This is a genomic window from Pseudomonas sp. P4795 (assembly GCF_048822895.1).
Lineage (GTDB): Bacteria > Pseudomonadota > Gammaproteobacteria > Pseudomonadales > Pseudomonadaceae > Aquipseudomonas.
Genome location: NZ_JBMFBT010000002.1, coordinates 171,607 through 197,565, shown reverse-complemented (window position 1 = coordinate 197,565; position 25,959 = coordinate 171,607). Strand labels below are relative to the sequence as shown.

General features: G+C 57.6%; 23 protein-coding genes. 18 read left to right on the top strand and 5 right to left on the bottom strand.

The genetic code is table 11. The annotated features are described in order from the left end of the window. Positions 1 to 21 precede the first annotated feature (21 nt). The 5 genes from ACOI8A_RS05150 to ACOI8A_RS05130 all read right to left on the bottom strand — a co-directional run bounded on the left by ACOI8A_RS05150 (position 22) and on the right by ACOI8A_RS05130 (position 4,850). On the bottom strand, positions 22 to 948 hold the full coding sequence (locus ACOI8A_RS05150; protein ID WP_420646586.1) for a GGDEF domain-containing protein: 927 nt from the start codon (positions 946 to 948) through the stop codon (positions 22 to 24). A 361-nt stretch (positions 949 to 1,309) separates the two neighbouring features. Beyond that, complete coding sequence (locus ACOI8A_RS05145; RefSeq protein WP_420646587.1) at positions 1,310 to 2,050, bottom strand: YciK family oxidoreductase; 741 nt, start codon at positions 2,048 to 2,050, stop codon at positions 1,310 to 1,312. Positions 2,051 to 2,083: 33 nt separating this feature from the next. Then, complete coding sequence (gene mupP / locus ACOI8A_RS05140; protein WP_420646588.1) at positions 2,084 to 2,755, bottom strand: N-acetylmuramic acid 6-phosphate phosphatase MupP; 672 nt, start codon at positions 2,753 to 2,755, stop codon at positions 2,084 to 2,086. A 4-nt stretch (positions 2,756 to 2,759) separates the two neighbouring features. Beyond that, positions 2,760 to 3,458: a bifunctional 2-polyprenyl-6-hydroxyphenol methylase/3-demethylubiquinol 3-O-methyltransferase UbiG gene (gene ubiG / locus ACOI8A_RS05135; protein WP_420646589.1), complete on the bottom strand. Its 699-nt coding sequence runs from the start codon at positions 3,456 to 3,458 to the stop codon at positions 2,760 to 2,762. A gap of 57 nt (positions 3,459 to 3,515) precedes the next feature. Beyond that, positions 3,516 to 4,850 (bottom strand): TRZ/ATZ family hydrolase, encoded by a 1,335-nt coding sequence (locus tag ACOI8A_RS05130; protein ID WP_420646590.1) that lies wholly within the window; start codon positions 4,848 to 4,850, stop codon positions 3,516 to 3,518. A 108-nt stretch (positions 4,851 to 4,958) separates the two neighbouring features. On the opposite strand from ACOI8A_RS05130, the gene mtnA reads away from it, so the two are divergent. The 18 genes from mtnA (at position 4,959) to ACOI8A_RS05040 (ending at position 25,942) form a co-directional block, all read left to right on the top strand. Continuing rightward, a complete protein-coding gene (mtnA, locus tag ACOI8A_RS05125; protein ID WP_420646591.1) occupies positions 4,959 to 6,035 on the top strand; it encodes an S-methyl-5-thioribose-1-phosphate isomerase in 1,077 nt (358 codons plus the stop codon). Positions 6,036 to 6,459: 424 nt separating this feature from the next. Beyond that, positions 6,460 to 9,249 carry a DNA gyrase subunit A gene (gene gyrA / locus ACOI8A_RS05120; RefSeq protein WP_420646592.1) on the top strand — a complete coding sequence of 930 codons (2,790 nt, stop codon included), beginning with the start codon at positions 6,460 to 6,462 and terminating at the stop codon, positions 9,247 to 9,249. Positions 9,250 to 9,352: 103 nt separating this feature from the next. Continuing rightward, the gene (serC, locus tag ACOI8A_RS05115) at positions 9,353 to 10,438 is read left to right on the top strand and encodes a 3-phosphoserine/phosphohydroxythreonine transaminase (protein ID WP_420646593.1); all 1,086 of its coding nucleotides are present in this window, start codon (positions 9,353 to 9,355) and stop codon (positions 10,436 to 10,438) included. Further along, positions 10,438 to 11,532 carry a prephenate dehydratase gene (gene pheA, locus ACOI8A_RS05110; RefSeq protein WP_007908404.1) on the top strand — a complete coding sequence of 365 codons (1,095 nt, stop codon included), beginning with the start codon at positions 10,438 to 10,440 and terminating at the stop codon, positions 11,530 to 11,532. The genes serC and pheA overlap by 1 nt, the downstream gene beginning before the upstream one ends. A gap of 13 nt (positions 11,533 to 11,545) precedes the next feature. Continuing rightward, positions 11,546 to 12,658: a histidinol-phosphate transaminase gene (gene hisC / locus ACOI8A_RS05105; RefSeq protein ID WP_420646594.1), complete on the top strand. Its 1,113-nt coding sequence runs from the start codon at positions 11,546 to 11,548 to the stop codon at positions 12,656 to 12,658. Positions 12,659 to 12,686: 28 nt separating this feature from the next. Then, entirely contained in the window at positions 12,687 to 14,894 is a 2,208-nt protein-coding gene (locus tag ACOI8A_RS05100; protein ID WP_420646687.1) for a bifunctional prephenate dehydrogenase/3-phosphoshikimate 1-carboxyvinyltransferase, read from the top strand. Continuing rightward, entirely contained in the window at positions 14,891 to 15,580 is a 690-nt protein-coding gene (gene cmk, locus ACOI8A_RS05095; RefSeq protein ID WP_420646595.1) for a (d)CMP kinase, read from the top strand. The genes ACOI8A_RS05100 and cmk overlap by 4 nt, the downstream gene beginning before the upstream one ends. Positions 15,581 to 15,699: 119 nt before the next feature. Then, on the top strand, positions 15,700 to 17,391 hold the full coding sequence (rpsA, locus tag ACOI8A_RS05090; protein ID WP_420646596.1) for a 30S ribosomal protein S1: 1,692 nt from the start codon (positions 15,700 to 15,702) through the stop codon (positions 17,389 to 17,391). Positions 17,392 to 17,604: 213 nt separating this feature from the next. Further along, a complete protein-coding gene (locus tag ACOI8A_RS05085; protein ID WP_420646597.1) occupies positions 17,605 to 17,883 on the top strand; it encodes a hypothetical protein in 279 nt (92 codons plus the stop codon). Between the two features lie 149 nt (positions 17,884 to 18,032). Beyond that, positions 18,033 to 18,329: an integration host factor subunit beta gene (ihfB, locus tag ACOI8A_RS05080; RefSeq protein ID WP_003189779.1), complete on the top strand. Its 297-nt coding sequence runs from the start codon at positions 18,033 to 18,035 to the stop codon at positions 18,327 to 18,329. A 27-nt stretch (positions 18,330 to 18,356) separates the two neighbouring features. Beyond that, positions 18,357 to 18,596: a lipopolysaccharide assembly protein LapA domain-containing protein gene (locus tag ACOI8A_RS05075; protein WP_420646598.1), complete on the top strand. Its 240-nt coding sequence runs from the start codon at positions 18,357 to 18,359 to the stop codon at positions 18,594 to 18,596. A gap of 230 nt (positions 18,597 to 18,826) precedes the next feature. Next, positions 18,827 to 19,903, top strand: coding sequence for a dTDP-glucose 4,6-dehydratase (gene rfbB / locus ACOI8A_RS05070; protein WP_420646599.1), 1,077 nt, complete (start codon positions 18,827 to 18,829; stop codon positions 19,901 to 19,903). Further along, positions 19,900 to 20,793, top strand: a complete 894-nt coding sequence (gene rfbD / locus ACOI8A_RS05065; RefSeq protein WP_420646688.1) for a dTDP-4-dehydrorhamnose reductase — start codon at positions 19,900 to 19,902, stop codon at positions 20,791 to 20,793. The genes rfbB and rfbD overlap by 4 nt, the downstream gene beginning before the upstream one ends. After that, complete coding sequence (gene rfbA / locus ACOI8A_RS05060; protein WP_420646600.1) at positions 20,790 to 21,680, top strand: glucose-1-phosphate thymidylyltransferase RfbA; 891 nt, start codon at positions 20,790 to 20,792, stop codon at positions 21,678 to 21,680. Before rfbD ends, rfbA begins: the two co-directional genes overlap by 4 nt. Before the next feature lie 54 nt (positions 21,681 to 21,734). Then, a complete protein-coding gene (locus tag ACOI8A_RS05055) occupies positions 21,735 to 22,658 on the top strand; it encodes a glycosyltransferase (protein WP_420646601.1) in 924 nt (307 codons plus the stop codon). Further along, complete coding sequence (locus ACOI8A_RS05050) at positions 22,655 to 23,617, top strand: UDP-glucose 4-epimerase family protein (protein WP_420646602.1); 963 nt, start codon at positions 22,655 to 22,657, stop codon at positions 23,615 to 23,617. Before ACOI8A_RS05055 ends, ACOI8A_RS05050 begins: the two co-directional genes overlap by 4 nt. 384 nt (positions 23,618 to 24,001) lie before the next feature. Next, positions 24,002 to 24,994 carry a glycosyltransferase family 2 protein gene (locus tag ACOI8A_RS05045; RefSeq protein WP_420651190.1) on the top strand — a complete coding sequence of 331 codons (993 nt, stop codon included), beginning with the start codon at positions 24,002 to 24,004 and terminating at the stop codon, positions 24,992 to 24,994. A gap of 117 nt (positions 24,995 to 25,111) precedes the next feature. After that, positions 25,112 to 25,942 carry an ABC transporter permease gene (locus ACOI8A_RS05040; RefSeq protein ID WP_420646604.1) on the top strand — a complete coding sequence of 277 codons (831 nt, stop codon included), beginning with the start codon at positions 25,112 to 25,114 and terminating at the stop codon, positions 25,940 to 25,942. The last annotated feature ends 17 nt before the right edge of the window (positions 25,943 to 25,959 follow it).

Below are 25,959 nucleotides of genomic sequence, written 5' to 3'. Positions count from 1 at the left end.
CCCGTTTTGGTTGGTGTGGATCTAACCGGCCATCGCCAGGCGATTACGGCCTTCGCGCTTGGCCACATACAGCGCACTGTCGGCGCGGCGCAACAGACTGTCGGCCGACTCGCCCGGCAGCAGCGTCGAGCAGCCGAGGCTCACGGTCAGCTCGATCAACTGATCATTGGCGTAATATTCCTGAGCCTGTGCGGCACTGCGCAAGCGCTCGCCGACCATCGCTGCGGCATCGCGGCTGGTGTTCGACAGCAAAATCAAAAACTCTTCGCCGCCGTAACGGAACACCATGTCGACATTGCGCAACTGGCCCTTGATCGACGCGGCCACGGCTTTGAGTACATCGTCGCCGGCGCTGTGACCGTGACTGTCGTTGACCCGTTTGAAATGGTCGATATCGAGCATCAGCAGCGATAGCGGTTGCTGATGCCGGCGTGACATCTCGATTTCGCGCTGCAGAGTTTGCTCCATGGCGATGCGGTTGCCGGTGCCGGTCAACGGATCGCGCAAAGCGCTCTGAGTCGCCGCGCGGTACAGCAGCGCATTGCGCATCGGGAACAGCAGCGATGACAGCAATGATTCGAGATTGCCTTGTTCTTGCTCGCTGAATCGCTGATTGCGGCGGAACACCAGCTCGCCCATGTGCTCGCCTTCATGGCTGAGGCTGTAGCTGAGCGAGTGATGACCGCGTGTGCCGAGCTCCAGGCGCAAATCACTGCCCTGATGCACATAGCTCAAGGCATCAAGCGGCACAAGGCGTTGAATTTCGCGAAAAAACAGACCGAGGATCCGTTGCGGCTCAAGACTGGTTTGCAGCTGCAAGCTCAGTTGTTGGCGCAGTTGCGCCAGACTGACCGGGCGTTGCAAAAGCGCAAGCTGCTGACCGAAGCCCAGGCGTTGCAATTTGGCACTGTCGAAGTCAATTGCATTGGTCTGGGAAGGTGATTTCATATGGCGTGAGCCCCTAAGCAGTAAGTCTGTCTTACAGGCTGGGTGAGAGCGGCTATGGGCTGCGCGTCATACTGATCCATCAGTCCCGTAGGACGTATGGCGTAAGTTTAGTCTGCCTGATGTCGATTAGTAAGCTATCGAATCAAGTCATGCCCCAGTGCCTTCACACGGCGTGCTTCGTGGGAAATTAGAGCGAAAGTCATGCCATTCGGTTCATGTTTATTAAAACCGTTTTGAATCAATGGCTTGAAGGTTGTTGGCGAGATGCGACGCTGGTTATTTGACTGAATTAGCTCGGCTGATAGCGGCAAATGTATGCCGCGACGGGAAACCGCCACGGCAACAAATGCGACGTATGGCACTACTGGGCGTTGAAAGCCTGGCCGTTGATGCCGGTACTGTCTGGACCCATGAGGTATAGATAGACCGGCATGATCTCTTCCGGCGTCGGGTTGTTCAGCGGGTTTTCCCCCGGATACGCCTGGGCACGCATGCTGGTGCGAGTCGCGCCAGGGTTGATGCTGTTGGAGCGCACCGGCGCGACGGTCTCGACCTCGTCAGCCAGCGTTTGCATCAGCCCTTCGGTGGCGAACTTGGAAACGCCATAGGCGCCCCAGTACGCGCGACCCTTGCGTCCGACGCTGCTGGAGGTGAACACCACCGAAGCGTCCTGCGACAGCTTGAGCAGTGGCAGCAGCGTGCTGGTCAGCATGAACATCGCGTTGACGTTGACCTGCATGACGCGCATGAAGTTTTCGCCGGACAGCTGTTCGATCGGCGTGCGCGGGCCGATGATCGATGCGTTGTGCAGCAGGCCGTCGAGGTGGCCGAACTCGGTTTCGATCATCGCTGCCAGTTCATCGTATTGATGGGGCAGGGCGGTTTCCAGATTGAACGGGATCACCGCGGGTTGCGGATGGCCGGCGGCTTCGATTTCGTCGTAGACCTGCGACAGGTTGGCTTCGGTCTTGCCCAGCAGCAGCACGGTCGCACCATGCGCAGCGTAGGTTTTCGCCGCAGCCGCACCAATGCCACGACCGGCACCGGTGACCAGAATGACCCGATCCTTGAGCAATTCGGGACGAGCGGAATAATCAAACATAAAAACCTCTACACAAATCCATTTTGATTTCGGTCAGCAGCTGCAGAGCGCGTTATCGAGGACTTTGCGCAATTCCAGCGGATGATCCACCACCACGTCCGCGCCCCAATGCCTTGGGTTGTCGTCCGGGTGAATGTAGCCATAGGTCACCGCGCAGGTCTTGGTCCCGGCATCGCGGCCGGACTCGATATCGCGCAGATCATCGCCCACAAACAGAACCGTCGCCGGATCCAGATCAAGCATCTTGCACGCAAGGATCAATGGTTCAGGATCCGGCTTGCTGTTTTTCACATGATCCGGGCAAATCAGCAGCGCCGAGCGCTCGGCCAGCCCCAGTTGTTGCATGATCGGCTCGGCAAAACGCAGCGGTTTGTTGGTGACCACGCCCCAGATCAGATTGGCTTTCTCGATGTCGGCCAGCAGTTCGCCCATGCCGTCGAACAGCTTGCTGTGCACCGCGCAGCCGACGACGTAGCGCTCGAGAAACTCCAGGCGCAGCTCCTCGAAGCCCGGCGATTCCGGGTCCATCGAGAAGGTCACCGCGACCATGGCTTTGGCGCCACCGGAGATCTCGTCGCGAATGTGCTTGTCGTTGATCGGCGGCAAACCACGGTCCGCGCGCATCGCCTGGCAAATTGCGATGAAGTCCGGCGCGGTGTCGAGCAGGGTGCCGTCCATGTCGAAAAGGACTGCTCTGATGGCCATCGGTTTATTCCTCGCGCAGGGTCTGGATCATGTAGTTGACGTCAACGTCCGCCGCCAGCTTGTAGTGCTTGGTCAGCGGGTTGTAGGTCAAACCGATGATGTCCTTGACGGTCAGGCCAGCCATACGGCTCCACGCGCCGAGCTCTGACGGGCGGATGAATTTCTTGAAGTCGTGAGTGCCGCGCGGCAGCAGCTTCATGATGTATTCGGCGCCGACAATGGCGAACAGATACGCCTTCGGGTTGCGGTTGATGGTCGAGAAGAACACTTGGCCGCCAGGCTTGACCATGCGGAAACAGGCGCGGATCACCGAGGATGGATCGGGTACGTGCTCGAGCATTTCCAGGCAGGTCACGACGTCGAACTGCTCAGGCATTTCTTCAGCGAGATCTTCGGCAGTGATTTGGCGGTATTCGACGCTGACGCCGGATTCGAGCTGATGCAATTGCGCGACCGCCAGCGGCGCTTCGCCCATGTCGATGCCCATCACGGTCGCGCCGCGCTGGGCCATGGCTTCGCTGAGGATGCCGCCGCCGCAACCGACGTCGAGCACCTTCTTGCCGGCCAGATTGACCCGTTCGTCGATCCAGTTGACGCGCAGCGGGTTGATGTCGTGCAGCGGTTTGAATTCGCTTTCACGGTCCCACCAGCGATGGGCCAGGGCTTCGAATTTGGCGATTTCGGCGTGGTCGACGTTGCTCATGGTGCAATCCTCTAAAACTTGAAAAAGGCTGTAGCTGCGGAGTTTGCTCCGCAGTGTTTACGATTCGGTGTGGCCGCTGATGCGCTGGCCCCAGGCTCTGGCGGTGGCGCCGAGCTGTTGTTCGTCCATGCGCGTCAGGCGACGATCGTCGAGCAATTGTTTGCCGGCGACCCACAGGTGTTTCACGCAGTCGCGGCCAGTGGCGTAGATCAGTTGCGAAACCGGGTCGTACACCGGTTGCTGCGCCAGCCCGGACAGGTCAAAAGCCACGATGTCGGCAGCTTTGCCGATTTCCAGCGAGCCGGTTTCAGCTTCGATCCCCAGCGCCCGCGCACCGTTCAACGTAGCCATGCGCAACGCGCGGTGGGCGTCGAGGGCGGTGGCCGAGCCGGCGACGGCCTTGGCCAGCAGCGCGGCGGTGCGGGTTTCGCCGAGCAGATCGAGATCATTGTTGCTCGCCGCGCCATCGGTGCCGACCGCGACGTTGACGCCAGCCTGCCACAGACGCTCGACCGGGCAGAAGCCGCTGGCCAGTTTCAGGTTGGATTCCGGGCAATGGATCACATTGGTGTTGCTTTCTACCAGCAACGCCAGGTCTTCATCGCTGATCTGGGTCATGTGCACGGCCTGGAAACGCGGCCCGAGCAAGCCCAGACGGCCGAGGCGCGCCAGTGGGCGCTCGCCGGTTTGCTCGACGGCTTGCTGCACTTCGAATGCAGTCTCGTGGACGTGCATGTGGATCGCGGCGTCCAGTTCCTCGGCGATCACGCGGATTTTCTCCAGGTTCTCATCGCCCACGGTGTAGGGTGCGTGAGGGCCGAAAGTGATCTTGATCCGCTCGTGGTGCTTGAGATCGCCGAACAGTTCGACGCCCTGGCGAATGGCTTCATCGGCGCTGCTGGCGCCGGGGATCGGGAAATCGAGGATCGGAATCGCGATCTGCGCGCGGATGCCGCTGTTGTGCACGCGCTCGCTGGCAACCTTGGGGAAGAAATACATGTCCGAGAAGCAGGTGATGCCACCTTTTATCTGCTCGGCAATCGCGAGGTCGGTGCCGTCGCGCACGAAATTTTCATCGACCCACTTGGCCTCGGCCGGCCAGATGTGCTTTTCCAGCCAGGTCATCAACGGCAGATCGTCAGCCAGACCGCGGAACAGTGTCATGGCCGCGTGGCCGTGAGCGTTGATCAGGCCAGGGGCCAGCAGCACGTCCGGCAGTTCGCGTACTTCGGTGGCGTTACACTTCAGCGCTTCGGCACGCGGGCCGATAAACACAATGCGACCGTCGCGGATGCCCAGACCATGCTCCTTGAGCACCACGCCTGCGGGTTCGACGGGTACCAGCCAGGTCGGCAGCAATAATAAGTCGAGCGCAATGGCAGGTTTCGGCATCGAGGGGCGGTTCCAGTGCTTTTGTAAAGGATGGCGAAGTATACCCGAGCGTCTTCGCGGGGGGATCGCTATAATCGGCGGCTTTTGTTCATGAGTGCGGGGTGTGGGATGCGCGATCGACTGTTGGCTGCGGAGAAAGTTAAGGCCATCGATTGGCGCGATGGCGCGCTCTACCTGCTGGATCAGCGTGTTTTGCCGTTCGAGGAAAACTGGATCGCCTACACCAGCGCCGCTGGCGTGGCCGAAGCGATTCGCTCGATGGTCGTGCGCGGCGCGCCGGCCATCGGCATCAGCGCGGCCTATGGCATCGTGCTCGCCGCGCGTGCTCGGGTTGCTGAAGGTGGCGACTGGTACGCGGCGCTGGAAGAGGATTTCGCGCTGCTGGCCGACTCCCGCCCGACCGCCGTCAACCTGTTCTGGGCGCTGGGGCGCATGCACGACCGGCTCGATCGCCTGAAACAAAACGCCGATCCGCTGGCGGCGCTGGAAGCCGAAGCCATCGCGATTCATGAAAGTGATCGCGAGGCCAACCTGACCATGGCCCAGCTCGGCGTCGACTTGATCCGCAAGCATCAGGGCAATGCTCAGGCGATTCTCACCCACTGCAACACCGGCGCTTTGGCCACCGGCGGTTTCGGCACGGCGCTGGGCGTGATTCGTGCGGCTTTTCTGGAAGGCATGGTCGAGCGTGTCTACGCCGACGAAACCCGGCCGTGGCTGCAAGGCTCGCGCCTTACTGCTTGGGAATTGGCTAATGAAGGCATTCCGGTGACCCTCAACGCTGACTCCGCCGCCGCGCACATCATGAAAACCAAAGGCGTGACCTGGGTGATCGTCGGCGCCGACCGCATCACTGCCAATGGCGATGTGGCGAACAAGATCGGTACCTATCAACTGGCGGTCAACGCCATGCACCACGGCGTGCGCTTCATGGTGGTGGCGCCGAGTTCGACCATCGACATGAACCTGGCCAGCGGCGATGACATTCCGATCGAAGAACGTGACGGTGCCGAATTGCTCGAAGTCGGCGGCAAGCGTGTCGGGGCGGATGTCGAGGCGTTCAACCCGGTGTTCGACGTGACCCCGGCGGATCTGATCGATGCGATCGTTACCGAGAAAGGCATCGTCGAGCGCCCGGATACGGCGAAGATGGCGCAGCTGATGTGCCGCAAGCGCCTGCATTGATTGCCATTGGCGCCTGAAAGGACGCCATCGCTGGCAAGCCAGCTCCCACACGATTCGTGAGTACCGCAAATCCTGTGGGAGCTGGCTTGCCAGCGATGAGGCCCTAAAAGTCAATAAACATCTCTAAACCAAACCAGATTTGTGCATTCGCAGAGTCTCTAAGCCTCTCTCGTCCCCCTTTCAGACGAATACCGGCCAACTAACTATGCTCCATGCGCTTGTGGGGGATAGGTGCGTGGCGGCGTTTGTGGTAGCATCGGGCGTTTTCCGAGGCAGTCCCACGGGGTTGTCTTCACTGCGCAAATCCAGGGTTCAACTTGTTGATTTGTCGTAAGTCGGCGCGTGGCACTCGGCCTGCATCGACGAGCTTCGTGATCCCTATGGATATGACGAGGTTTCACCAGAAAAAGGAATCAGGCTTCTCATGGGCGAACTGGCCAAAGAAATCCTCCCGGTCAATATCGAAGACGAGCTGAAACAGTCCTACCTCGACTACGCAATGAGCGTAATCGTGGGCCGTGCACTGCCGGATGCGCGCGATGGCTTGAAGCCCGTGCACCGTCGCGTGCTGTTCGCGATGAGCGAGCTGGGCAACGACTACAACAAGCCGTACAAGAAATCTGCCCGTGTTGTCGGTGACGTGATCGGTAAGTATCACCCGCACGGTGATACTGCGGTGTACGACACCATCGTCCGCATGGCGCAGCCATTCTCGCTGCGTTACTTGCTGGTTGACGGTCAGGGCAACTTCGGTTCGGTGGACGGCGACAACGCCGCGGCCATGCGATACACCGAAGTGCGTATGACCAAGCTGGCGCACGAGCTGCTGGCCGACCTGCACAAAGAAACCGTGGACTGGGTGCCGAACTACGACGGCACCGAAATGATCCCGGCGGTCATGCCGACCCGTATTCCCAACCTGCTGGTCAACGGCTCCAGCGGTATCGCCGTGGGCATGGCGACCAACATCCCGCCGCACAACCTCGGTGAAGTCATCGACGGTTGCCTGGCGCTTATCGACAATCCCGAGCTGACTGTCGATGAGCTGATGCAATACATCCCCGGTCCGGACTTCCCGACCGCCGCGATCATCAACGGTCGCGCCGGCATCATCGAGGCCTACCGTACCGGCCGTGGCCGCATTTATATGCGCGCCCGCTCGATCATCGAGGACATCGACAAGGTCGGTGGCCGTCAGCAGATCGTTATCACCGAACTGCCGTACCAGCTGAACAAGGCGCGTCTGATCGAGAAGATCGCCGAGCTGGTCAAAGAGAAGAAGCTCGAAGGCATCACCGAGCTGCGCGACGAGTCCGACAAGGACGGTATGCGCGTTGTGATCGAGCTGCGTCGCGGCGAAGTGCCTGAGGTGATCCTCAACAACCTCTACGCCCAGACCCAGCTGCAAAGCGTGTTCGGCATCAACATCGTGGCACTGATCGACGGCCGTCCGCGGATTCTCAATCTCAAGGATCTGCTGGAAGCTTTCGTACGTCACCGTCGCGAAGTGGTGACCCGCCGTACCGTGTTCGAACTGCGTAAAGCCCGCGAACGTGGCCACATCCTTGAAGGTCAAGCGGTTGCCCTGTCGAACATCGACCCGGTCATCGCCCTGATCAAGGCTTCGCCGACGCCGTCGGAAGCCAAGGAAGCGCTGATCAAGACTGCGTGGGAATCCTCCGCTGTGGTCGCGATGGTTGAGCGTGCCGGTGCTGACTCTTGCCGTCCAGAGACGCTGGACCCGCAATACGGTCTGCGCGAAGGCAAGTACTTCCTGTCGCCGGAACAGGCGCAAGCCATTCTGGAACTGCGTCTGCACCGTCTGACCGGTCTGGAGCACGAGAAGCTGCTGGCCGAGTATCAAGAGATCCTCAATCAGATCGGCGAGCTGATCCGCATCCTCAATAGCGCCGTGCGCCTGATGGAAGTGATCCGCGAAGAACTGGAAGTGATCCGCGCCGAATACGGCGACGTGCGCCGCACCGAGATTCTCGATGCGCGTCTCGATCTGACCCTGGGTGACATGATCCCGGAAGAAGAGCGCGTCGTGACCATTTCCAACGGTGGCTATGCCAAGACCCAGCCATTGGCTGCGTACCAGGCTCAGCGTCGTGGCGGCAAAGGCAAATCGGCAACCGGCGTCAAGGATGAGGACTACATCGCTCACCTGCTGGTCGCCAACAGCCACACCACGCTGCTGCTGTTCTCCAGCAAAGGCAAGGTGTACTGGCTGAAGACCTACGAGATTCCTGAAGCCTCGCGCGCTGCACGTGGTCGTCCACTGGTCAACCTGTTGCCGTTGGACAAGGACGAGACCATCACCGCGATGCTGCCGGTAGATCTCGAAGCGCTGCAAAAACGCGCTGGCGCCGAAGATGAAGATGATGCCGACGATGCAATCATCGAAGGTGAGCTGGTTGAAGCTGAAGAAGCCGCCGAGCTTGAAGAAGTCGACGGCGAAACCTCCGAGCTGGTGGCTGAGCCGACTGGTGAGTTCATCTTTATGGCCACCGCTTCCGGTACCGTCAAGAAGACCCCGCTGGCACGCTTCGCCCGTCCGCGCTCCAACGGCCTGATCGCCTTGAAGCTGAAAGAAGGCGACACGCTGATCGCGGCGGCCATCACCGATGGCTCGAAAGAAATCATGCTGTTCTCCGACGCCGGCAAGGTGATTCGTTTCGCTGAAGCGGCCGTGCGTGAGATGGGTCGTGGTGCTCGCGGTATTCGCGGCATGCGTATCCTCAAGGATCAGAAGCTGATCTCCATGCTGATTCCTGAGTCGGGCGCGCAGATTCTGACCGCTTCCGAGCGTGGTTTCGGCAAACGCACCGCGCTGAACAAGTTCCCACGCCGCGGTCGCGGTGGTCAGGGTGTGATCGCGATGGTCACCAAAGACCGCAACGGCAAGCTGGTCGGTGCGATCCAGGTGCAGGAAGGCGAGGAAGTCATGCTGATTTCCGACCAGGGCACGCTGGTGCGTACCCGGGTTGATGAAGTGTCGAGCCTGGGTCGTAACACCCAAGGCGTGACGCTGATCAAACTGGCCACTGATGAAACCCTGGTCGGGCTGGAGCGGGTTCAGGAGCCATCGGAAGTCGAAGGCGAAGAGCTTGAAGGTGAAGAAGGGCTGGTGACCGGTGCGGACGTCGTGATCGACGACGTTGCCGAGGACCAGCAACTCGACGCCGCAGCTGACGAAGAACCGCAGGAATAAGCGGACAAACAGGGGGCGGATGAGAATTCGCCCCCTTGTTGTTTGTCCCGTATGAATTGTTTGAAGCAGCGTTGATTACCAACAGATCAGAGCGAGATTGGATGTGAGCAAGCGAGCCTATAACTTCTGTGCCGGTCCCGCGGCGCTTCCCGAAGCTGTCCTCAAACGCGCCCAGGGCGAATTGCTCGACTGGCACGGCAAGGGCCTGTCGGTCATGGAAATGAGCCATCGCAGCGATGAGTTCGTGTCCATTGCGACCCAGGCCGAGCAGGATCTGCGTGACCTGCTGGATATCCCGTCGAACTACAAAGTGCTGTTTCTGCAAGGTGGCGCCAGCCAGCAATTTGCGCAGATCCCACTGAACCTGTTGCCTGAAGGCGCCAGCGCCGACTATATCGACACCGGTATCTGGTCGCAGAAAGCCATCGAAGAAGCTTCGCGCTACGGCCACGTCAATGTGGCAGCCACCGCCAAGCCTTACGACTATTTCGCCATTCCCGGCCAGAACGAATGGAACCTGTCGAAAGACGCGGCCTACGTTCACTACGCGCCGAACGAGACCATCGGCGGCCTGGAATTCCAGTGGATCCCGGAAACCGGTGACGTGCCGCTGGTGGCTGACATGTCTTCGGACATCCTCTCGCGTCCGGTCGACATCTCGCGTTTCGGCATGATCTACGCCGGCGCGCAGAAGAACATCGGCCCGAGCGGCATCGTGGTCAATATCATCCGCGAAGATCTGCTGGGCAAGGCGCGCTCGTTCTGCCCGACCATGCTCGACTATAAAGTCGCAGCGGATAACGGCTCGATGTACAACACGCCACCAACCCTGGCTTGGTACCTGTCCGGTCTGGTATTCCAGTGGCTGAAAGAGCAGGGCGGCGTTGCAGCCATCGGCAGGCTCAACGAAGTGAAGCAGCGCACGCTGTATGACTTCATCGACGCGAGCGGCCTCTACAGCAACCCGATCAACAAGTCGGATCGCTCGTGGATGAACGTGCCGTTCCGTCTGGCGGATGATCGTCTGGACAAGCCGTTCCTGGTCGGTGCCGAAGAGCGCGGTCTGCTCAACCTCAAGGGCCACCGCTCCGTGGGCGGCATGCGCGCTTCTATCTATAACGCCGTCGACATCACCGCCGTCAATGCGCTGGTGGCGTACATGGCAGAGTTCGAGAAGGAACACGGCTAATGTCTGAGCAAGAACTCAAGGCGCTGCGCGTACGCATTGACGCTCTGGACACCAAGGTCATGGAGCTGATCAGTGAGCGCGCGCGCTGCGCCCAGGAAGTCGCGCGCGTCAAGATGGCCTCGCTGGCCGAAGGCGAAGTGCCGGTGTTCTATCGCCCCGAGCGTGAAGCTCAGGTGCTCAAGCGCGTGATGGAGCGTAATCAGGGGCCGCTGGGCAACGAAGAAATGGCGCGGTTGTTCCGCGAAATCATGTCCTCGTGCCTGGCGCTGGAGCAGCCGCTGAAAGTGGCTTATCTCGGTCCCGAAGGTACCTTCACGCAAGCGGCGGCCATGAAGCATTTCGGCCACGCGGTGATCAGCAAGCCGATGGCGGCGATCGATGAAGTGTTCCGTGAAGTGGCTGCCGGTGCGGTGAATTTTGGCGTGGTGCCGGTGGAAAACTCCACCGAGGGCGCGGTCAACCACACCCTCGACAGCTTCCTCGAGCACGACATGGTGATCTGCGGCGAAGTCGAGCTGCGCATCCACCATCACCTGTTGGTTGGCGAGAACACCAAGACCGACAGCATCAGCCGCATCTATTCCCACGCGCAGTCGCTGGCCCAGTGCCGCAAATGGCTGGACGCGCATTACCCGAATGTCGAGCGCGTGGCGGTCTCGAGCAACGCCGAAGCGGCCAAGCGGGTCAAGGGTGAGTGGAATTCGGCGGCGATTGCCGGCGACATGGCGGCCGGTCTGTATGGCCTGACGCGTCTGGCCGAAAAGATCGAAGATCGCCCGGACAACTCGACGCGCTTCCTGATGATCGGTAACCAGGAAGTGCCGCCGACTGGCGACGACAAGACCTCGATCATCGTCTCCATGAGCAACAAGCCCGGTGCGCTGCATGAGCTGCTGGTGCCGTTCCATGACAACGGCATCGACCTGACCCGGATCGAAACCCGTCCGTCGCGCAGCGGCAAATGGACCTATGTGTTCTTCATCGACTTCGTCGGCCACCACCGTGATCCGCTGATCAAGGGTGTGCTGGAGAAGATCAGTCAGGAAGCAGTGGCACTCAAAGTGCTGGGTTCTTACCCGAAAGCAGTTCTCTAAGGGGCAGTAGCAAATGAGTGGCAACTTCCTCGCTCTGGCACAGCCGGGCGTGCAACAACTTTCGCCATACGTTCCGGGCAAGCCTGTGGACGAACTGGCGCGCGAGCTGGATCTGGATCCGGCGAGCATCGTCAAACTGGCGAGCAACGAAAATCCGCTGGGCGCCAGCCCGAAGGCGCTTGAGGCGATCCGTAATGAGTTGGCCGAGCTGACCCGTTATCCGGACGGCAATGGCTTCGCGCTGAAGTCGTTGCTGGCCGAACAGTGCCGCGTCGAACTCAATCAAGTGACGCTGGGCAACGGCTCTAACGATATTCTCGAGTTGGTCGCGCGTGCCTACCTGGCGCCGGGTCTGAATGCGGTGTTCAGCGAGCACGCGTTCGCGGTCTATCCGATCGCCACGCAAGCTGTCGGCGCGCAGGCCAAAGTGGTTCCGGCCAAGGATTGGGGGCATGACCTACCGGCGATGCTGGCGGCTATCGACGCCAACACCCGCGTGGTGTTCATCGCCAACCCGAACAACCCGACCGGCACCTGGTTCGGCGCTGAAGCGCTGGACGATTTCCTGCAAGACGTGCCTGAGCATGTGTTGGTAGTGCTCGATGAGGCCTATATCGAATACGCCGAAGGCAGTGATCTGCCGGACGGTCTGGATTTCCTCGCGGCCTATCCGAACCTACTGGTCTCGCGCACTTTCTCCAAGGCCTATGGCCTGGCAGCATTGCGCGTCGGTTATGGCTTGTCGACTCCAGTGGTCGCCGATGTGCTGAACCGCGTTCGTCAGCCATTCAACGTCAACAGCCTGGCTCTGGCTGCGGCGTGTGCGGCGTTGAAGGACGAAGAATATCTGGCGCAAAGCCGTGCGCTCAACGAAGCCGGCATGCAGCAGTTGCAAGCAGGTTTCCGTGAGTTGGGGCTGGGCTGGATCGAATCCAAAGGCAATTTCATCTGCGTCGATCTCGCTCAGGTTGCAGCTCCGGTATTCCAGGGCTTGCTGCGCGAAGGCGTAATCGTGCGTCCGGTGGCCAACTACGGCATGCCGAACCACCTGCGAGTGACCATTGGTCTGCCAGCGGAAAACAGCCGCTTCCTTGAAGCGCTGCGCAAGGTTCTGGCCCGTGGTTGATGTCACTGCACTGCAATCTGCTGCACCTATGATCGGTCGCCTTGTAGTGGTCGGTCTGGGATTGATCGGTGGTTCGTTTGCCAAAGGCTTGCGTGAAAGCGGCGTGTGCCGCGAAGTGGTCGGCGTCGATCTCGATCCGCAATCGCGCAAGCTGGCGGTCGAGTTGGGTGTGGTTGACCGTTGCGAAGAAGATCTGGTGGCTGCTTGCCAGGGCGCGGACGTGATTCAACTGGCGGTGCCGATCCTGGCCATGGAGAAAGTGCTGGCGCGGTTGGCGAGCATGGATCTGGGGTCGGCGATTCTGACTGACGTCGGCAGCGCCAAGGGCAATGTGGTGCGCGCAGCAACTGAAGCGTTCGGCGGCATGCCGGCGCGCTTCGTGCCGGGTCATCCGATTGCCGGCTCCGAGCAGAGCGGGGTGGAAGCCTCGAACGCCGAACTGTTCCGTCGGCACAAAGTGATCCTCACGCCGCTGGCGCAAACCGATCCGCAGGCACTGGCGGTGATTGACCGCTTGTGGCGCGAACTGGGTGCCGATGTCGAACACATGCAGGTCGAGCGTCACGACGAAGTGCTGGCTGCGACCAGTCATTTGCCGCACCTGCTGGCATTCGGTCTGGTCGATTCGTTGGCCAAGCGCAATGAAAACCTTGAGATCTTCCGGTACGCTGCGGGCGGTTTTCGCGATTTCACAAGAATCGCCGGAAGCGACCCGGTCATGTGGCACGACATCTTTCTCGCCAACCGCGAGGCTGTCCTGCGCACACTTGATACATTTCGCAGCGACCTCGACGCCTTGCGCGACGCGGTCGATGCAGGGGATGGGCACCAATTGTTGGGCGTCTTCACGCGCGCCCGGGTTGCCCGCGAGCATTTCAGTAAAATCCTGGCCCGCCGGGCCTATGTGGACGCTATGAATTCCAACGATCTGATTTTCCTGGCTCAACCTGGTGGACGCCTCTCCGGTCGGATTCGCGTACCGGGTGACAAATCGATTTCCCACCGTTCGATCATGCTCGGTTCCCTCGCTGAGGGCGTCACCGAAGTCGAAGGTTTCCTTGAGGGCGAAGACGCTCTGGCAACCTTGCAGGCGTTCCGCGACATGGGCGTGGTCATCGAAGGCCCGCACCACGGCCGCGTGACCATTCACGGTGTCGGCCTGCATGGTCTGAAGCCTGCGCCGGGCCCGATCTATCTGGGCAACTCCGGTACTTCGATGCGTCTGCTTTCCGGCCTGCTCGCCGCGCAGAACTTCGACAGCACTTTGACCGGCGATGCTTCGCTGTCCAAGCGTCCGATGAATCGTGTGGCCAATCCGCTGCGCGAAATGGGCGCCGTGATCGAGACCGCCGCCGAAGGTCGTCCGCCGATGGTCATTCGTGGCGGGCACAAGCTCAAGGGTCTGACCTACACCATGCCGATGGCTAGCGCCCAGGTTAAATCCTGCCTGCTGCTCGCCGGTCTGTACGCCGAAGGCAAGACCACCGTCACCGAGCCTGCACCAACTCGCGATCACACCGAGCGCATGCTGCGCGGCTTCGGCTACCCGGTCAGCGTCGATGGCGCGACGGCATCGGTCGAGTCCGGTAGCAAACTGACCGCAACCCACATCGAAGTACCGGGCGATATCTCTTCGTCGGCGTTCTTCCTCGTGGCCGCATCGATTGCCGAAGGTTCGGAGCTGGTTCTTGAGCATGTCGGCATCAATCCAACCCGTACTGGCGTAATCGACATTCTGCGTCTGATGGGCGCTGACATCACGCTGGAAAACCAGCGTGAAGTCGGCGGCGAGCCTGTAGCCGACCTGCGCGTGCGGGCAGCTAAACTCAAAGGTATCGAAATCCCGGAAGCACTGGTTCCGCTGGCTATCGACGAATTCCCGGTGCTGTTCGTGGCGGCTGCTTGCGCCGAGGGCCGTACCGTTTTGACTGGCGCCGAAGAGCTGCGGGTCAAGGAATCGGATCGCATCCAGGTCATGGCCGACGGTTTGCTGGCGCTGGGCGTCAAGTGCGAGCCGACTCCGGACGGCATCATCATTGATGGCGGGCAGATCGGCGGCGGTGAAGTGCATGGTCACGGCGATCACCGGATTGCCATGGCATTCAGCGTGGCTTCGCTGCGCGCCACTGCGCCGGTCCGCATCCATGATTGTGCCAACGTCGCGACGTCGTTCCCGAACTTCCTCGCGCTGTGCGCGCAGGTCGGCATTCGTGTGGCACAAGAGGCTCAGTCGTGAACAACATTGCACCGGTCATCACCATTGATGGGCCAAGCGGTTCGGGCAAAGGCACGATAGCCGGGATTCTGGCCAAGCGTCTGGGCTGGAATCTGCTGGATTCCGGTGCGCTGTATCGCCTGCTGGCATTCGCTGCGCATAACCATGGTGTCGATCTGACCAATGAAGAGCTGCTGAAAAAACTTGCCGCTCATCTGGATGTTCAGTTCATCGCGGCGACCGAAGGTCAGCTGCAGCGGATCATTCTGGAAGGTGATGAGGTCAGCGATGTGATTCGCACCGAGACCGTCGGTTCGGGGGCCTCGCAAGTGGCTGCATTGCCCGCTGTGCGTGAGGCGCTGCTGCAGCGTCAGCGTGCTTTTCAGGAAGCGCCGGGCCTGGTGGCTGATGGTCGTGACATGGGTACCGTGGTTTTTCCAGGTGCGCCGCTGAAGATTTTCCTCACCGCCAGTGCCGAGGAGCGAGCGCGCCGCCGATATTTGCAGTTGAAGGGCAAAGTCGAGGGTGTTAGTCTGTCGAGTCTGCTAGATGAGATCCGTGCACGCGATGAGCGTGATACCCAGCGCGCAGTAGCCCCGCTCAAGCCGGCGGCTGATGCCATACAGCTGGATTCCACGGAGTTGTCCATCGATCAGGTGCTTGCACGCATCATGAGCGAGATCGCACTCCGCGATATCGCCGGGTGACCAAGAAGCGACGCAGGGGACCAGTCATAGTCCTGCGCTGCCTCTTTAAATGAACGTAACCCACGTCGTCTGGGATGTGGAGATGGGCGTATTCTTCGCCCTTATACTCAGGAATTAAAATGAGCGAAAGCTTTGCGGAACTCTTTGAAGAAAGCCTAAAAACCCTGAACCTTCAGGCAGGCTCCATCATCACCGGTGTTATCGTTGATATCGATTACCAGGCTCGTTGGGTAACCGTTCACGCTGGTCTGAAGTCTGAAGCTCTGATCCCGCTGGAACAGTTCTACAACGATGCTGGCGATCTGACTATCAATGTCGGTGACGAAGTTCACGTTGCTCTGGACTCGGTTGAAGATGGCTTTGGTGAAACCAAGCTGTCCCGTGAGAAAGCCAAGCGCGCTGAGTGCTGGATCGTTCTGGAAGCAGCCTTCGCAGCTGAGGAAGTGGTCAAGGGCGTTATCAACGGTAAGGTTAAAGGCGGCTTCACTGTCGACGTTAACGGCATCCGTGCGTTCCTGCCAGGTTCCCTGGTTGACGTCCGTCCAGTGCGCGACACCACGCACCTGGAAGGCAAAGAGCTGGAATTCAAGGTCATCAAGCTGGACCAGAAGCGCAACAACGTTGTCGTTTCCCGTCGCAGTGTCCTGGAAGCCGAGAACTCCGCCGAGCGTGAAGCTCTGCTGGAATCCCTGCAGGAAGGCCAGCAAGTCAAAGGTATCGTCAAAAACCTCACCGATTACGGCGCATTCGTCGATCTGGGTGGCGTGGACGGCCTGCTGCACATCACCGACATGGCCTGGAAGCGCATCAAGCATCCTTCCGAGATCGTTAATGTTGGCGACGAAATCGACGTTAAGGTTCTGAAGTACGATCGCGAACGCAATCGTGTTTCCCTGGGCCTGAAGCAACTGGGCGAAGATCCATGGGTTGCTATCAAAGCCCGTTACCCAGAAAGCACTCGCGTTACCGCTCGTGTAACCAACCTGACCGACTACGGCTGCTTCGCTGAGCTGGAAGAAGGCGTTGAAGGTCTGGTACACGTTTCGGAAATGGACTGGACCAACAAGAACATCCACCCTTCGAAAGTCGTACAAGTCGGCGACGAAGTGGAAGTTATGGTTCTGGACATCGACGAAGAGCGTCGTCGTATCTCCCTGGGCATCAAGCAGTGCAAATCTAACCCGTGGGAAGATTTCTCTGGCCAGTTCAACAAGGGCGATAAAATCTCCGGCACCATCAAGTCGATCACCGATTTCGGTATCTTCATTGGTCTGGACGGCGGCATCGACGGTCTGGTTCACCTGTCCGACATCTCCTGGAACGAAGTGGGCGAAGAAGCCGTTCGCCGCTTCAAGAAGGGCGACGAGCTGGACACCGTTATCCTGTCGGTTGACCCAGAGCGCGAGCGTATCTCCCTGGGTATCAAGCAACTGGAAAGCGATCCGTTCTCCGAGTACGTCTCGGTTAACGACAAAGGCGCAATCGTTACTGGCACCGTGAAAGAAGTTGACGCCAAAGGCGCCATCATCGTTCTGGCCGACGATATCGAAGCGACTCTGAAAGCCTCCGAAATCAGCCGTGACCGCGTTGAAGACGCGCGCAACGTTCTGAAAGAAGGCCAGGAAGTAGAAGCCAAGATCATCAGCGTTGATCGCAAGAGCCGCGTAATCCAACTCTCCATCAAGTCGAAAGATGATGCTGAAGAGAAAGAAGCTATCCAGAGCCTGAAACAAGCTCCGGAAGCTGAAGGCGCAGCTGACACCACCATGGCTGGCCTTCTGCGCCAGGCAATGGCGGCCAAACAGAACTAAGTTCTGATTGGGCTGTAAAAAGGGCGACTTAGGTCGCCCTTTTTTATTGCCTGCGATTTGGTGCTTATGCCATGCATGGCTTGCTCGGATTACGAATGAAACCAATCACTTCGCTGGACTGTCTGTTCTTTAGTCGGAACAAATGTCTATTCGCGACTAGGCTTAGGCTGAAGATCGCAGTAGTCGGGCAGTGCGCCTGGCATAAGGAAGTGAATGAACAAGTTTATCGTCCTGATCGCAGTAATGCTGTTGGCAGGGTGTACCACCAGCGCCAAAACCCATGCGGTACGCGGTGTAAGTGGTATCGAGGTCGATTGTTCAGGTTTGGGCTCTGGCTGGGAAAAATGCCAGAAGCGTGCCGCGAAAGAATGCAAAGGGGCGGGTTACAAGGTTGTAGTGCGATCCGATGACGCCAAGGAGGAGGATGATTTTCCATTCGGTTTCAATCCGGCCGGTTATCTCACTCGCAACATGTTGGTGATTTGTCGTTGAGAGGGCAAATATCCAAACGTTGTGCTGCCCTGAAAAAGGGCGCTCCGACGACGAAGAAGATATGTCAATCCCTGGGCTGTTCAAATTCTTCCGGGCGTGCTAAAACCTTTCAAGCGCTGATCTAGCTGCTTGAAAAAGAAGGGAAAAATATGACGAAGTCGGAGTTGATCGAACGAATTGTCACCCATCAAGGGCTGCTCTCATCCAAAGATGTGGAGCTGGCCATCAAGACCATGCTTGAGCAAATGTCCCAATGTCTGGCCACTGGTGATCGCATCGAGATCCGTGGTTTTGGCAGCTTCTCCCTGCACTATCGCGCGCCGCGCGTAGGTCGCAATCCGAAAACCGGTCAGTCCGTCAGTCTCGACGGCAAGTTCGTTCCGCATTTCAAGCCTGGAAAGGAACTGCGAGATCGGGTGAACGAAGAAGAGGAGGAGGGGGTTTGATTGTCACCGTATTCAAAGGGACTGCGCATGCGTAATCTAAAACGCATCCTGTTGGCCGTGCTTATTCTGGTGCTGGTAATGGCAGTGCTCACCTTCGTTCTGGAGAACCAGCAATCGGTTTCATTGCTGTTTCTTGGTTGGGCGGGGCCGCAACTTCCGGTGTCGGTGGTTCTCGTGCTGGCATTGCTGATCGGTATGTTGATCGGGCCGGTTCTTGGCTGGTTTCTGGGACGTACGTCCAGAGCTAACCGCAAGCGCCTAGTCTGACATCGGCGTAAAGCAAACCGCGATCCAGACTTTGGCCACTGCTTGTCTATATCCATTAGTAAAACGTTCATTAAGCTGTAAAATGCTGCGCTTATCCGATACTGGCAGATTCCCAGATCGGTTCAGACTGACATCGTCAGAAGCCACAGCTGAAATGATGGCTTTTGCATTCATGGATTAGACAGCGCTCGCTCGACGGCCCTGTCAGCAACTCAAGGGTATGGTTTCGCGTGAAAATTCTAGTAACCGGCGGCGCAGGTTTTATTGGTTCGGCAGTCATTCGTCACATCATCTCCAATACTTCAGACGCAGTGATCAACGTCGACAAGTTGACGTACGCCGGTAACCTGGAGTCGCTGGCTGAAGTCAGCAGCGATTCGCGCTATGTGTTTGAGCGCGTCGACATCTGCGACCGTAACGAAATTGATCGCGTACTGCGTGAACACCAACCGGATGCGATCATGCATCTGGCCGCAGAATCCCACGTCGATCGCTCGATCACCGGTCCGTCCGAGTTTATCCAGACCAATATCATCGGTACGTATACCCTGCTGGAAGCCGCCCGCCAGTACTGGTCGGCGCTGGATGACACCCGCAAAGCCGCTTTCCGTTTTCACCATATTTCGACCGACGAAGTTTACGGCGACCTTGAAGGCCCGGAAGATCTCTTCACCGAAACCACGCCTTATCAGCCAAGCTCACCGTACTCGGCCAGCAAGGCAAGTTCCGATCACTTGGTTCGCGCCTGGGCCCGTACTTACGGTCTGCCGACTCTGGTGACCAACTGCTCGAACAATTACGGCCCTTGCCACTTCCCTGAGAAATTGATCCCGCTGATCATTCTCAACGCGCTGGAAGGCAAGCCGCTGCCAGTCTATGGCAAAGGCAATCAGGTTCGTGACTGGCTGTATGTCGAAGATCACGCCCGCGCGTTGTACAAAGTCGTGACCGAGGGCGTCATCGGCGAGACCTACAACATCGGTGGCCACAACGAGAAGCAAAACATCGAAGTCGTGCACACACTGTGCGCGCTGCTTGATGAACTGCGTCCTGATTCTGCTCACCGTCCGCATGCCAGCCTGATCACTTATGTTCAGGATCGTCCGGGTCACGACCAGCGTTATGCCATCGACGCGAGCAAAATCCAGCGTGAGTTGGGCTGGACGCCGGAAGAAACCTTCGAAACCGGTATTCGCAAAACCGTCGAGTGGTACCTCACTAACACTGAATGGGTAGAACACGTCAAAAGCGGTAGCTACCAGCAGTGGATCGACCAGAACTACGCAGATCGCTCGAACAAGGCATGAAAATTCTCCTGCTGGGCAAAAACGGTCAGGTAGGTTGGGAGCTCCAGCGCTCTCTTGCGCCGCTGGGCGAACTGATTGCGCTTGATCGTCATGCGGTTGATGGATTGTGCGGCGATTTGTCCGATCTGGATGCGTTGCGCGCAACCATCCGGCAAATCAAGCCAGACGTCATTGTCAACGCAGCAGCCTACACGGCGGTCGACAAGGCTGAGTCCGAGACGGAACTGGCCAGTCGTGTGAACGGTGACGCCAGCCAGCTCATGGCCGAGGAAGCCGCGACGCTGGGTGCCTGGCTGATTCACTACTCGACCGATTATGTTTTCAGCGGCCAAGGCTCTGCGCCCTGGCAGGAGACTGACGCCGTTGCTCCGGTGAATCACTACGGTGTGAGCAAGCTGGCGGGCGAGCAAGCCATCAGTGCGTCAGGCTGCAAGCACCTGATCTTTCGCACAAGCTGGGTCTATGGCGCACGCGGCAACAACTTTGCCAAGACCATGCTGCGGCTGGCGACCGACCGCGACACGCTCAACGTCATCACCGACCAGATCGGCGCACCGACGGGCGCCGACCTGATTGCCGACGTGACTGCGCTGGCCGTCCGTCAGGCCATGCAGCGTCCCGAGTTGTCGGGCTTGTATCACTTGGCAGCCAGCGGCGAAGTGTCCTGGCATGGCTATGCAAGCCATGTGATCGCATTCGCGCAAGACAATGGCGAGCAGCTCGCCGTCAAGACTGTCAGCCCGATCGATACCACCGCTTACCCGACACCTGCGCGGCGGCCTCTGAATTCACGCCTGAATACTCAGAAGCTGCGCGACAATTTTTCTCTACACTTGCCGGATTGGCAAAGTGGCGTAACCCGAATGCTTAGGGAAGTTCTGAACAAATGACCACGACAAATCGTAAAGGCATCATCCTCGCTGGCGGCTCGGGCACGCGCCTGCACCCGCTGACTCTTGGCGTATCCAAACAGATGTTGCCGATCTACGACAAGCCGATGATCTTTTATCCGCTGTCGGTGCTGATGCTGGCGGGTATGCGAGAGATTCTGATCATCTCCACCCCTGAAGACTTGCCGTTATTTCGCAAGCTGCTTGGCGATGGCAGCCTTTATGGGATCAAGCTGACCTATGCCGAGCAGCCTAGTCCGGATGGTCTGGCACAGGCCTTCATCATCGGTGAGGAATTTATCGGCAGTGATCCTTGCTGTTTGATTCTTGGCGACAATATTTTTTATGGTCAACATTTCTCCGACAATTTGCGTTCCGCCAGTTCGCAAACGAAAGGGGCTACCGTATTCGGCTATCACGTATCCGATCCGGAGCGTTTTGGTGTCGTCGAATTTGACAAAGACGGTCGGGCCTTGAGTATTGAGGAGAAACCCCTCAAGCCCAAGTCGAACTATGCGGTGACCGGTCTCTACTTCTACGACAACGAAGTGGTTGAGATCGCCAAGAACATCAAGCCTTCCGAGCGTGGTGAGTTGGAAATCACGGACGTGAACCGGGCCTATCTTGAGCGCAAGAATCTCAACGTCGAAATGTTGGGCCGTGGCTTTGCCTGGCTCGATACCGGGACTCATGATTCCCTGCTGGAAGCCAGTCATTTTGTACATACCATTGAACAGCGACAGGGCCTTAAAGTCGCCTGCCTTGAAGAGATTGCCTATCACAACGGCTGGATCACTCCCGAGCAACTGGCTGCACAGGCTAAAGCCCTGAAAAAGACGGGTTACGGCCAGTACCTGCAGAAGCTCCTGGACGCGCCCTCTAACTGATTCGAAATAGCATTTTTCGAACGGTAGCGCTCAATCGGTTCAAGTAGGAAAGGCATGCCAGTAAAACATCCCAAGGTTGCGGTTTTGCTGGCTGCCTTCAATGGCATGCAATGGATCGAGGAGCAGTTGGCTTCGATTCTTGGGCAGTCGCTTGTTGACGTCACATTGTTTATCAGTATTGATCCCTCCAGTGATGGTACGGAAGAATGGTGCTGCGCCTTTGCTGCTCGGCGCCCGAATGTTTTTGTTCTGCCGGCAGCAGGTAAATTTGGCGGTGCATCCCGTAACTTTTTTCGGCTGATTCGCGATGTCGACTTTCAGGGTTTTGATTATGTCGCTTTTGCCGATCAGGACGATGTCTGGCACGCGGACAAGCTCTTGCGTGCAACCCGTCACATCCAGGCAGGCCATATAGACGCCTATTCGAGCAACGTCACCGCATTCTGGCCGAACGGCGATACCCATCTAGTTAACAAGGCGCAGCCGCAGGTCGCCTGGGACTATCTGTTCGAGGCGGCTGGGCCTGGCTGCACTTATGTCATGAGCAACAAAATGGCAGGTGCGCTGAAAACCGACATGCTTGCCAATTGGCAGCGGTTGCAAGATGTCAGCCTTCACGACTGGTATTGCTACGCCTTTGCGCGCAGTCATGGCTACCGTTGGTACATCGACCCTGTCCCCTCAATGAATTACCGACAGCATGAGCGTAACCAGGTGGGGGCGAACAAGGGTCTCAATTCCCTGGTCGTTCGTTACAAGACGATTCATGAAGGCTGGTGGTTCCATCAGGTGCAGCTCATAGCCTGTCTGGTCGGTTTGCAGAGTGAGCCCTTTATAAAACCATGGCTGGGGCTTCGCCGTCGAAATCTGATGGGATTGTCTTTCAGTGCCTGGAAGTGTCGGCGTCGTGTTCGGGACAAGTTTTTTTTCTTTTTTGTCTGTTGGGCCGCTGCAGTTTTTGGAAATAAGAACGGATGAGAAAGCCCAAAGTGCTTGTGACGGGGGCGAACGGTTTCGTCGGTGAGGCGCTGGTATTTCGACTGCTTCTGGACAAGAAATTCACGCCGATCGCCGCAGTACGCGGCGAGACGCGTCTACAGGGGCTGTGTCCCGTCGTCCGCTTCGATATCGTCGAACTCGGCACCTTGCCGTCGCTCGCTGACGTCGAGGTAGTCGTGCACGCTGCAGCTAGAGTGCACGTGATGCATGAGACTGTGACGGATGCGCTGGCGGAATTTCGCAAGGTCAATGTGGAGGGGACTTTAAGGCTTGCCAGGTTGGCGGCAGAAGCGGGGGTGAAGAGGTTCATTTACCTGAGTTCGATTAAGGTGAACGGCGAGAGTACTCCGCGGGGTGAGAGGTTCATGCCTGACGATACGCCGGCTCCGGTAGATCCTTACGGTGTCTCAAAGCTGGAGGCCGAAATAGCGCTGCAACAGCTAGGTATGCAGTTGGGGATGGAAATCGTCATTATCCGTCCCCCTCTGGTATACGGGCCGGGAGTAAAGGCCAATTTCCATAGCATGATGCGCTGGGTGGCCAAGGGAGTGCCATTGCCATTGGGCGGGCTGTGCAATAATCGAAGCCTGGTCTCTATTGGTAATTTGGTGGACCTGATTGAACGCTGCATTGCTCACCCCGCTGCAGCGGGCAACACCTTTTTAGTCAGCGATGGCGAGGATTTGAGCACCACTCAATTGCTCCGGAGCATGGCCGCTGCCATGGGTGTGAAATCGCGGCTGGTGGCGATTCCACCAGCACTGTTGCGTTTGGGGGCGTTTCTCGTGTGCCGTCCTGCGATAGCGCAACGGTTGTGCGGCTCGTTACAGGTCGATATTCAGCAAACCTGCAGGATATTGGAGTGGTCACCTCCAGAGAAGATAGATCAAGCCTTGTGCAGGGTAGCGAATGAGTTCTTGCAACATGGCGTGCATTGAACTCTCGGGTTTCTTGATCGAAAGGCTTGCAAAAATTGACGAGGTTGACGCCTTCGGTCGGAATGGGCAGATGAGGTCGACACGTTTTGAATTCGAAAGGCAAGAAGGGCAGAATGCTACCCTTTTGCCAATGCGGGGCGCTTTGATACCCTAGCTGACTGGGCTGCGAGGCGTATTTGTCGCCGATCCGTGGATGCGCAAATCAAATGAATCGTAGGGTGATGTCATCGAGCTATTAACGGCAAGGCTTAATTCGCTACAATGCCTTTTTTTGCGTCGCCTTGGCTCAATGATGAGACCCTCGGGAGCTTTGTACGTTTTCTGCTGCGCTCGTGTAGTGAACGAATACGGTACTATTTTTATTTTTATGCGATGGAGTGCTCGGTGGTAATCCCTTTTTCATCTGTTCAGCAAGAGTCGGGTCCCGGATCCTTCGGTTCAGATGCTTCCACTGGAGTACCGTTGGTTTCAGTACTCCTGTGTACTTACAACGGTGAGCGGTTTTTAAGAGAGCAGTTGGAATCAATTGCACGGCAGACATATTCTGGCTGGGTTGTTGCGGTTTCTGATGACGGCTCTACGGATTCGACTCTGGAGATTCTTCAGGAATACAAGGAGAAGTGGGGAGAGGAAAAACTCAAGGTTTATTCCGGTCCACGACAAGGATTTGCTTTAAATTTCATCTCGCTGGCCTGCCGGAATGAAATTGAATCAGCGTTTTACGCCTGGGCTGACCAGGATGACATCTGGCGTGATCATAAGCTTGAGACCGCGCTCGATCAGCTCCAGACCATTCCTCAAGATGTACCCGCTCTGTATTGCGGCAGGACCGAGTTGATCAATGAGGATTGCCAATCCATCGGGCTCTCACCGTTATTCAATCGTCCTGCCACATTCTCCAACGCATTGGTGCAAAGTATCGGTGGGGGAAATACGATGGTGTTCAATCACGCAGCCTGCCGCCTCTTGCGAGAAACGGGCAAGTATCTGACCATCGTATCCCACGACTGGTGGGCATATCTGGCCGTGACCGGGGCAGGTGGGCGTATTCTTTATGACGCCACGCCCACCGTCCTTTACCGGCAGCACGCTGATAATATTATTGGTTCGAGTTCCGGCTTTTTCTCGCGGATTGATCGGCTGCGCATGATCTTCAAAGGGCGTTTTCGCAGTTGGAATGAGTCGAATATCCGTGCCTTGGACTCGATCGACTACCGATTGAACGAAGAAAACCGTAGCATATTGAACAGTTTCAAGGAGGCGAGGGCGCACCGGGGCGTGAGGCGGTTTATGTATCTGCGGCGCTCGGGAGTCTACCGGCAAACTTTTTTGGGCAATCTCGGCCTGATCCTCGCGGCAATCTTCGACGGTATTTGAAGAGGCGCCTGCCAGTGCTTCGACGCATCCGAAAGGTCAAAAGCCGGGCTTTCGCATACGTATTACCAAGATGATGATGCTCTTCATTTCAAACTTCGCATTTCCTCGGATTCGCTAATGAACCCCCATACACCGTCACCTTCCAGCATGTTCGATATGGTCCGCACCTTTTGGGAGCGCCGATCCATTATCCAAAAAATGACAGTCCGAGAGGTCATCGGTAGATACCGCGGTTCGGTCATGGGGCTGGCGTGGTCCTTTTTCAACCCGATTTTACTACTGGTTGTTTATACATTTATTTTTGGCGTGATTTTCAAATCTCGTTGGGGTAATACGGAGACTCATGACACCGGTGAGTTCGCTATAATTATTTTTTCGGGGATGATTGTGCATGGACTATTTGCAGAATGTTTCAATCGCGCGCCCGGTCAAATCGTCGGTAATCCCAATTACGTCAAAAAAATTATTTTCCCTTTAGAGATCCTGCCATGGATTTCAATGGGGGCTGCGCTGTTTCACACAGCCATCAGTTGGTTTGTTTTGCTGGTAGCAGAGTTGTTGCTCAAGGGCTCGATTCCCTGGACAGCCATATTATTTCCGGTCGTGTTGTTTCCTCTGGTGTTGCTCACTATGGGGTTTTCTTGGTTTCTGGCTGCGACTGGCGTCTACTTTCGGGATATTTCCCAACTCACGGGTATCATCACTACCGTTCTGATGTTTTTGTCACCGATGTTTTACCCTATGACCGCTATATCCGAACAATATAGATATCTTCTTTACCTGAATCCGTTGACCTTCATTATCGAAACATCCCGGGGTGTTTTGATCTGGGGAACTTTGCCTTCGATCGTTCCACTGGCTAGCTATTATTTGTTGAGCATCGTCGTCGCTTGGGCGGGCTTTTGGTGGTTCCAAAAAACCCGTAAAGGTTTCGCCGACGTCCTTTAAGGACGCGCGAACCGTTC

Excerpts from the sequence above, each read along its gene's own strand:
- ACOI8A_RS05050 (WP_420646602.1), top strand. The coding sequence starts at position 22,655 with ATGAGAAAGCCCAAAGTGCTTGTGACGGGGGCGAACGGTTTCGTCGGT.
- ACOI8A_RS05055 (WP_420646601.1), top strand. The coding sequence starts at position 21,735 with ATGCCAGTAAAACATCCCAAGGTTGCGGTTTTGCTGGCTGCCTTCAAT.
- ACOI8A_RS05100 (WP_420646687.1), top strand. The coding sequence starts at position 12,687 with ATGATCGGTCGCCTTGTAGTGGTCGGTCTGGGATTGATCGGTGGTTCG.
- ihfB (WP_003189779.1), top strand. The coding sequence starts at position 18,033 with ATGACGAAGTCGGAGTTGATCGAACGAATTGTCACCCATCAAGGGCTG.
- ACOI8A_RS05150 (WP_420646586.1), bottom strand. The coding sequence starts at position 948 with ATGAAATCACCTTCCCAGACCAATGCAATTGACTTCGACAGTGCCAAA.
- gyrA (WP_420646592.1), top strand. The coding sequence starts at position 6,460 with ATGGGCGAACTGGCCAAAGAAATCCTCCCGGTCAATATCGAAGACGAG.
- ACOI8A_RS05085 (WP_420646597.1), top strand. The coding sequence starts at position 17,605 with ATGAACAAGTTTATCGTCCTGATCGCAGTAATGCTGTTGGCAGGGTGT.
- ACOI8A_RS05040 (WP_420646604.1), top strand. The coding sequence starts at position 25,112 with ATGAACCCCCATACACCGTCACCTTCCAGCATGTTCGATATGGTCCGC.
- ACOI8A_RS05145 (WP_420646587.1), bottom strand. The coding sequence starts at position 2,050 with ATGTTTGATTATTCCGCTCGTCCCGAATTGCTCAAGGATCGGGTCATT.
- mtnA (WP_420646591.1), top strand. The coding sequence starts at position 4,959 with ATGCGCGATCGACTGTTGGCTGCGGAGAAAGTTAAGGCCATCGATTGG.
- rfbD (WP_420646688.1), top strand. The coding sequence starts at position 19,900 with ATGAAAATTCTCCTGCTGGGCAAAAACGGTCAGGTAGGTTGGGAGCTC.
- mupP (WP_420646588.1), bottom strand. The coding sequence starts at position 2,755 with ATGGCCATCAGAGCAGTCCTTTTCGACATGGACGGCACCCTGCTCGAC.
- hisC (WP_420646594.1), top strand. The coding sequence starts at position 11,546 with ATGAGTGGCAACTTCCTCGCTCTGGCACAGCCGGGCGTGCAACAACTT.
- ubiG (WP_420646589.1), bottom strand. The coding sequence starts at position 3,458 with ATGAGCAACGTCGACCACGCCGAAATCGCCAAATTCGAAGCCCTGGCC.
- ACOI8A_RS05075 (WP_420646598.1), top strand. The coding sequence starts at position 18,357 with ATGCGTAATCTAAAACGCATCCTGTTGGCCGTGCTTATTCTGGTGCTG.
- rpsA (WP_420646596.1), top strand. The coding sequence starts at position 15,700 with ATGAGCGAAAGCTTTGCGGAACTCTTTGAAGAAAGCCTAAAAACCCTG.
- rfbA (WP_420646600.1), top strand. The coding sequence starts at position 20,790 with ATGACCACGACAAATCGTAAAGGCATCATCCTCGCTGGCGGCTCGGGC.
- pheA (WP_007908404.1), top strand. The coding sequence starts at position 10,438 with ATGTCTGAGCAAGAACTCAAGGCGCTGCGCGTACGCATTGACGCTCTG.
- ACOI8A_RS05130 (WP_420646590.1), bottom strand. The coding sequence starts at position 4,850 with ATGCCGAAACCTGCCATTGCGCTCGACTTATTATTGCTGCCGACCTGG.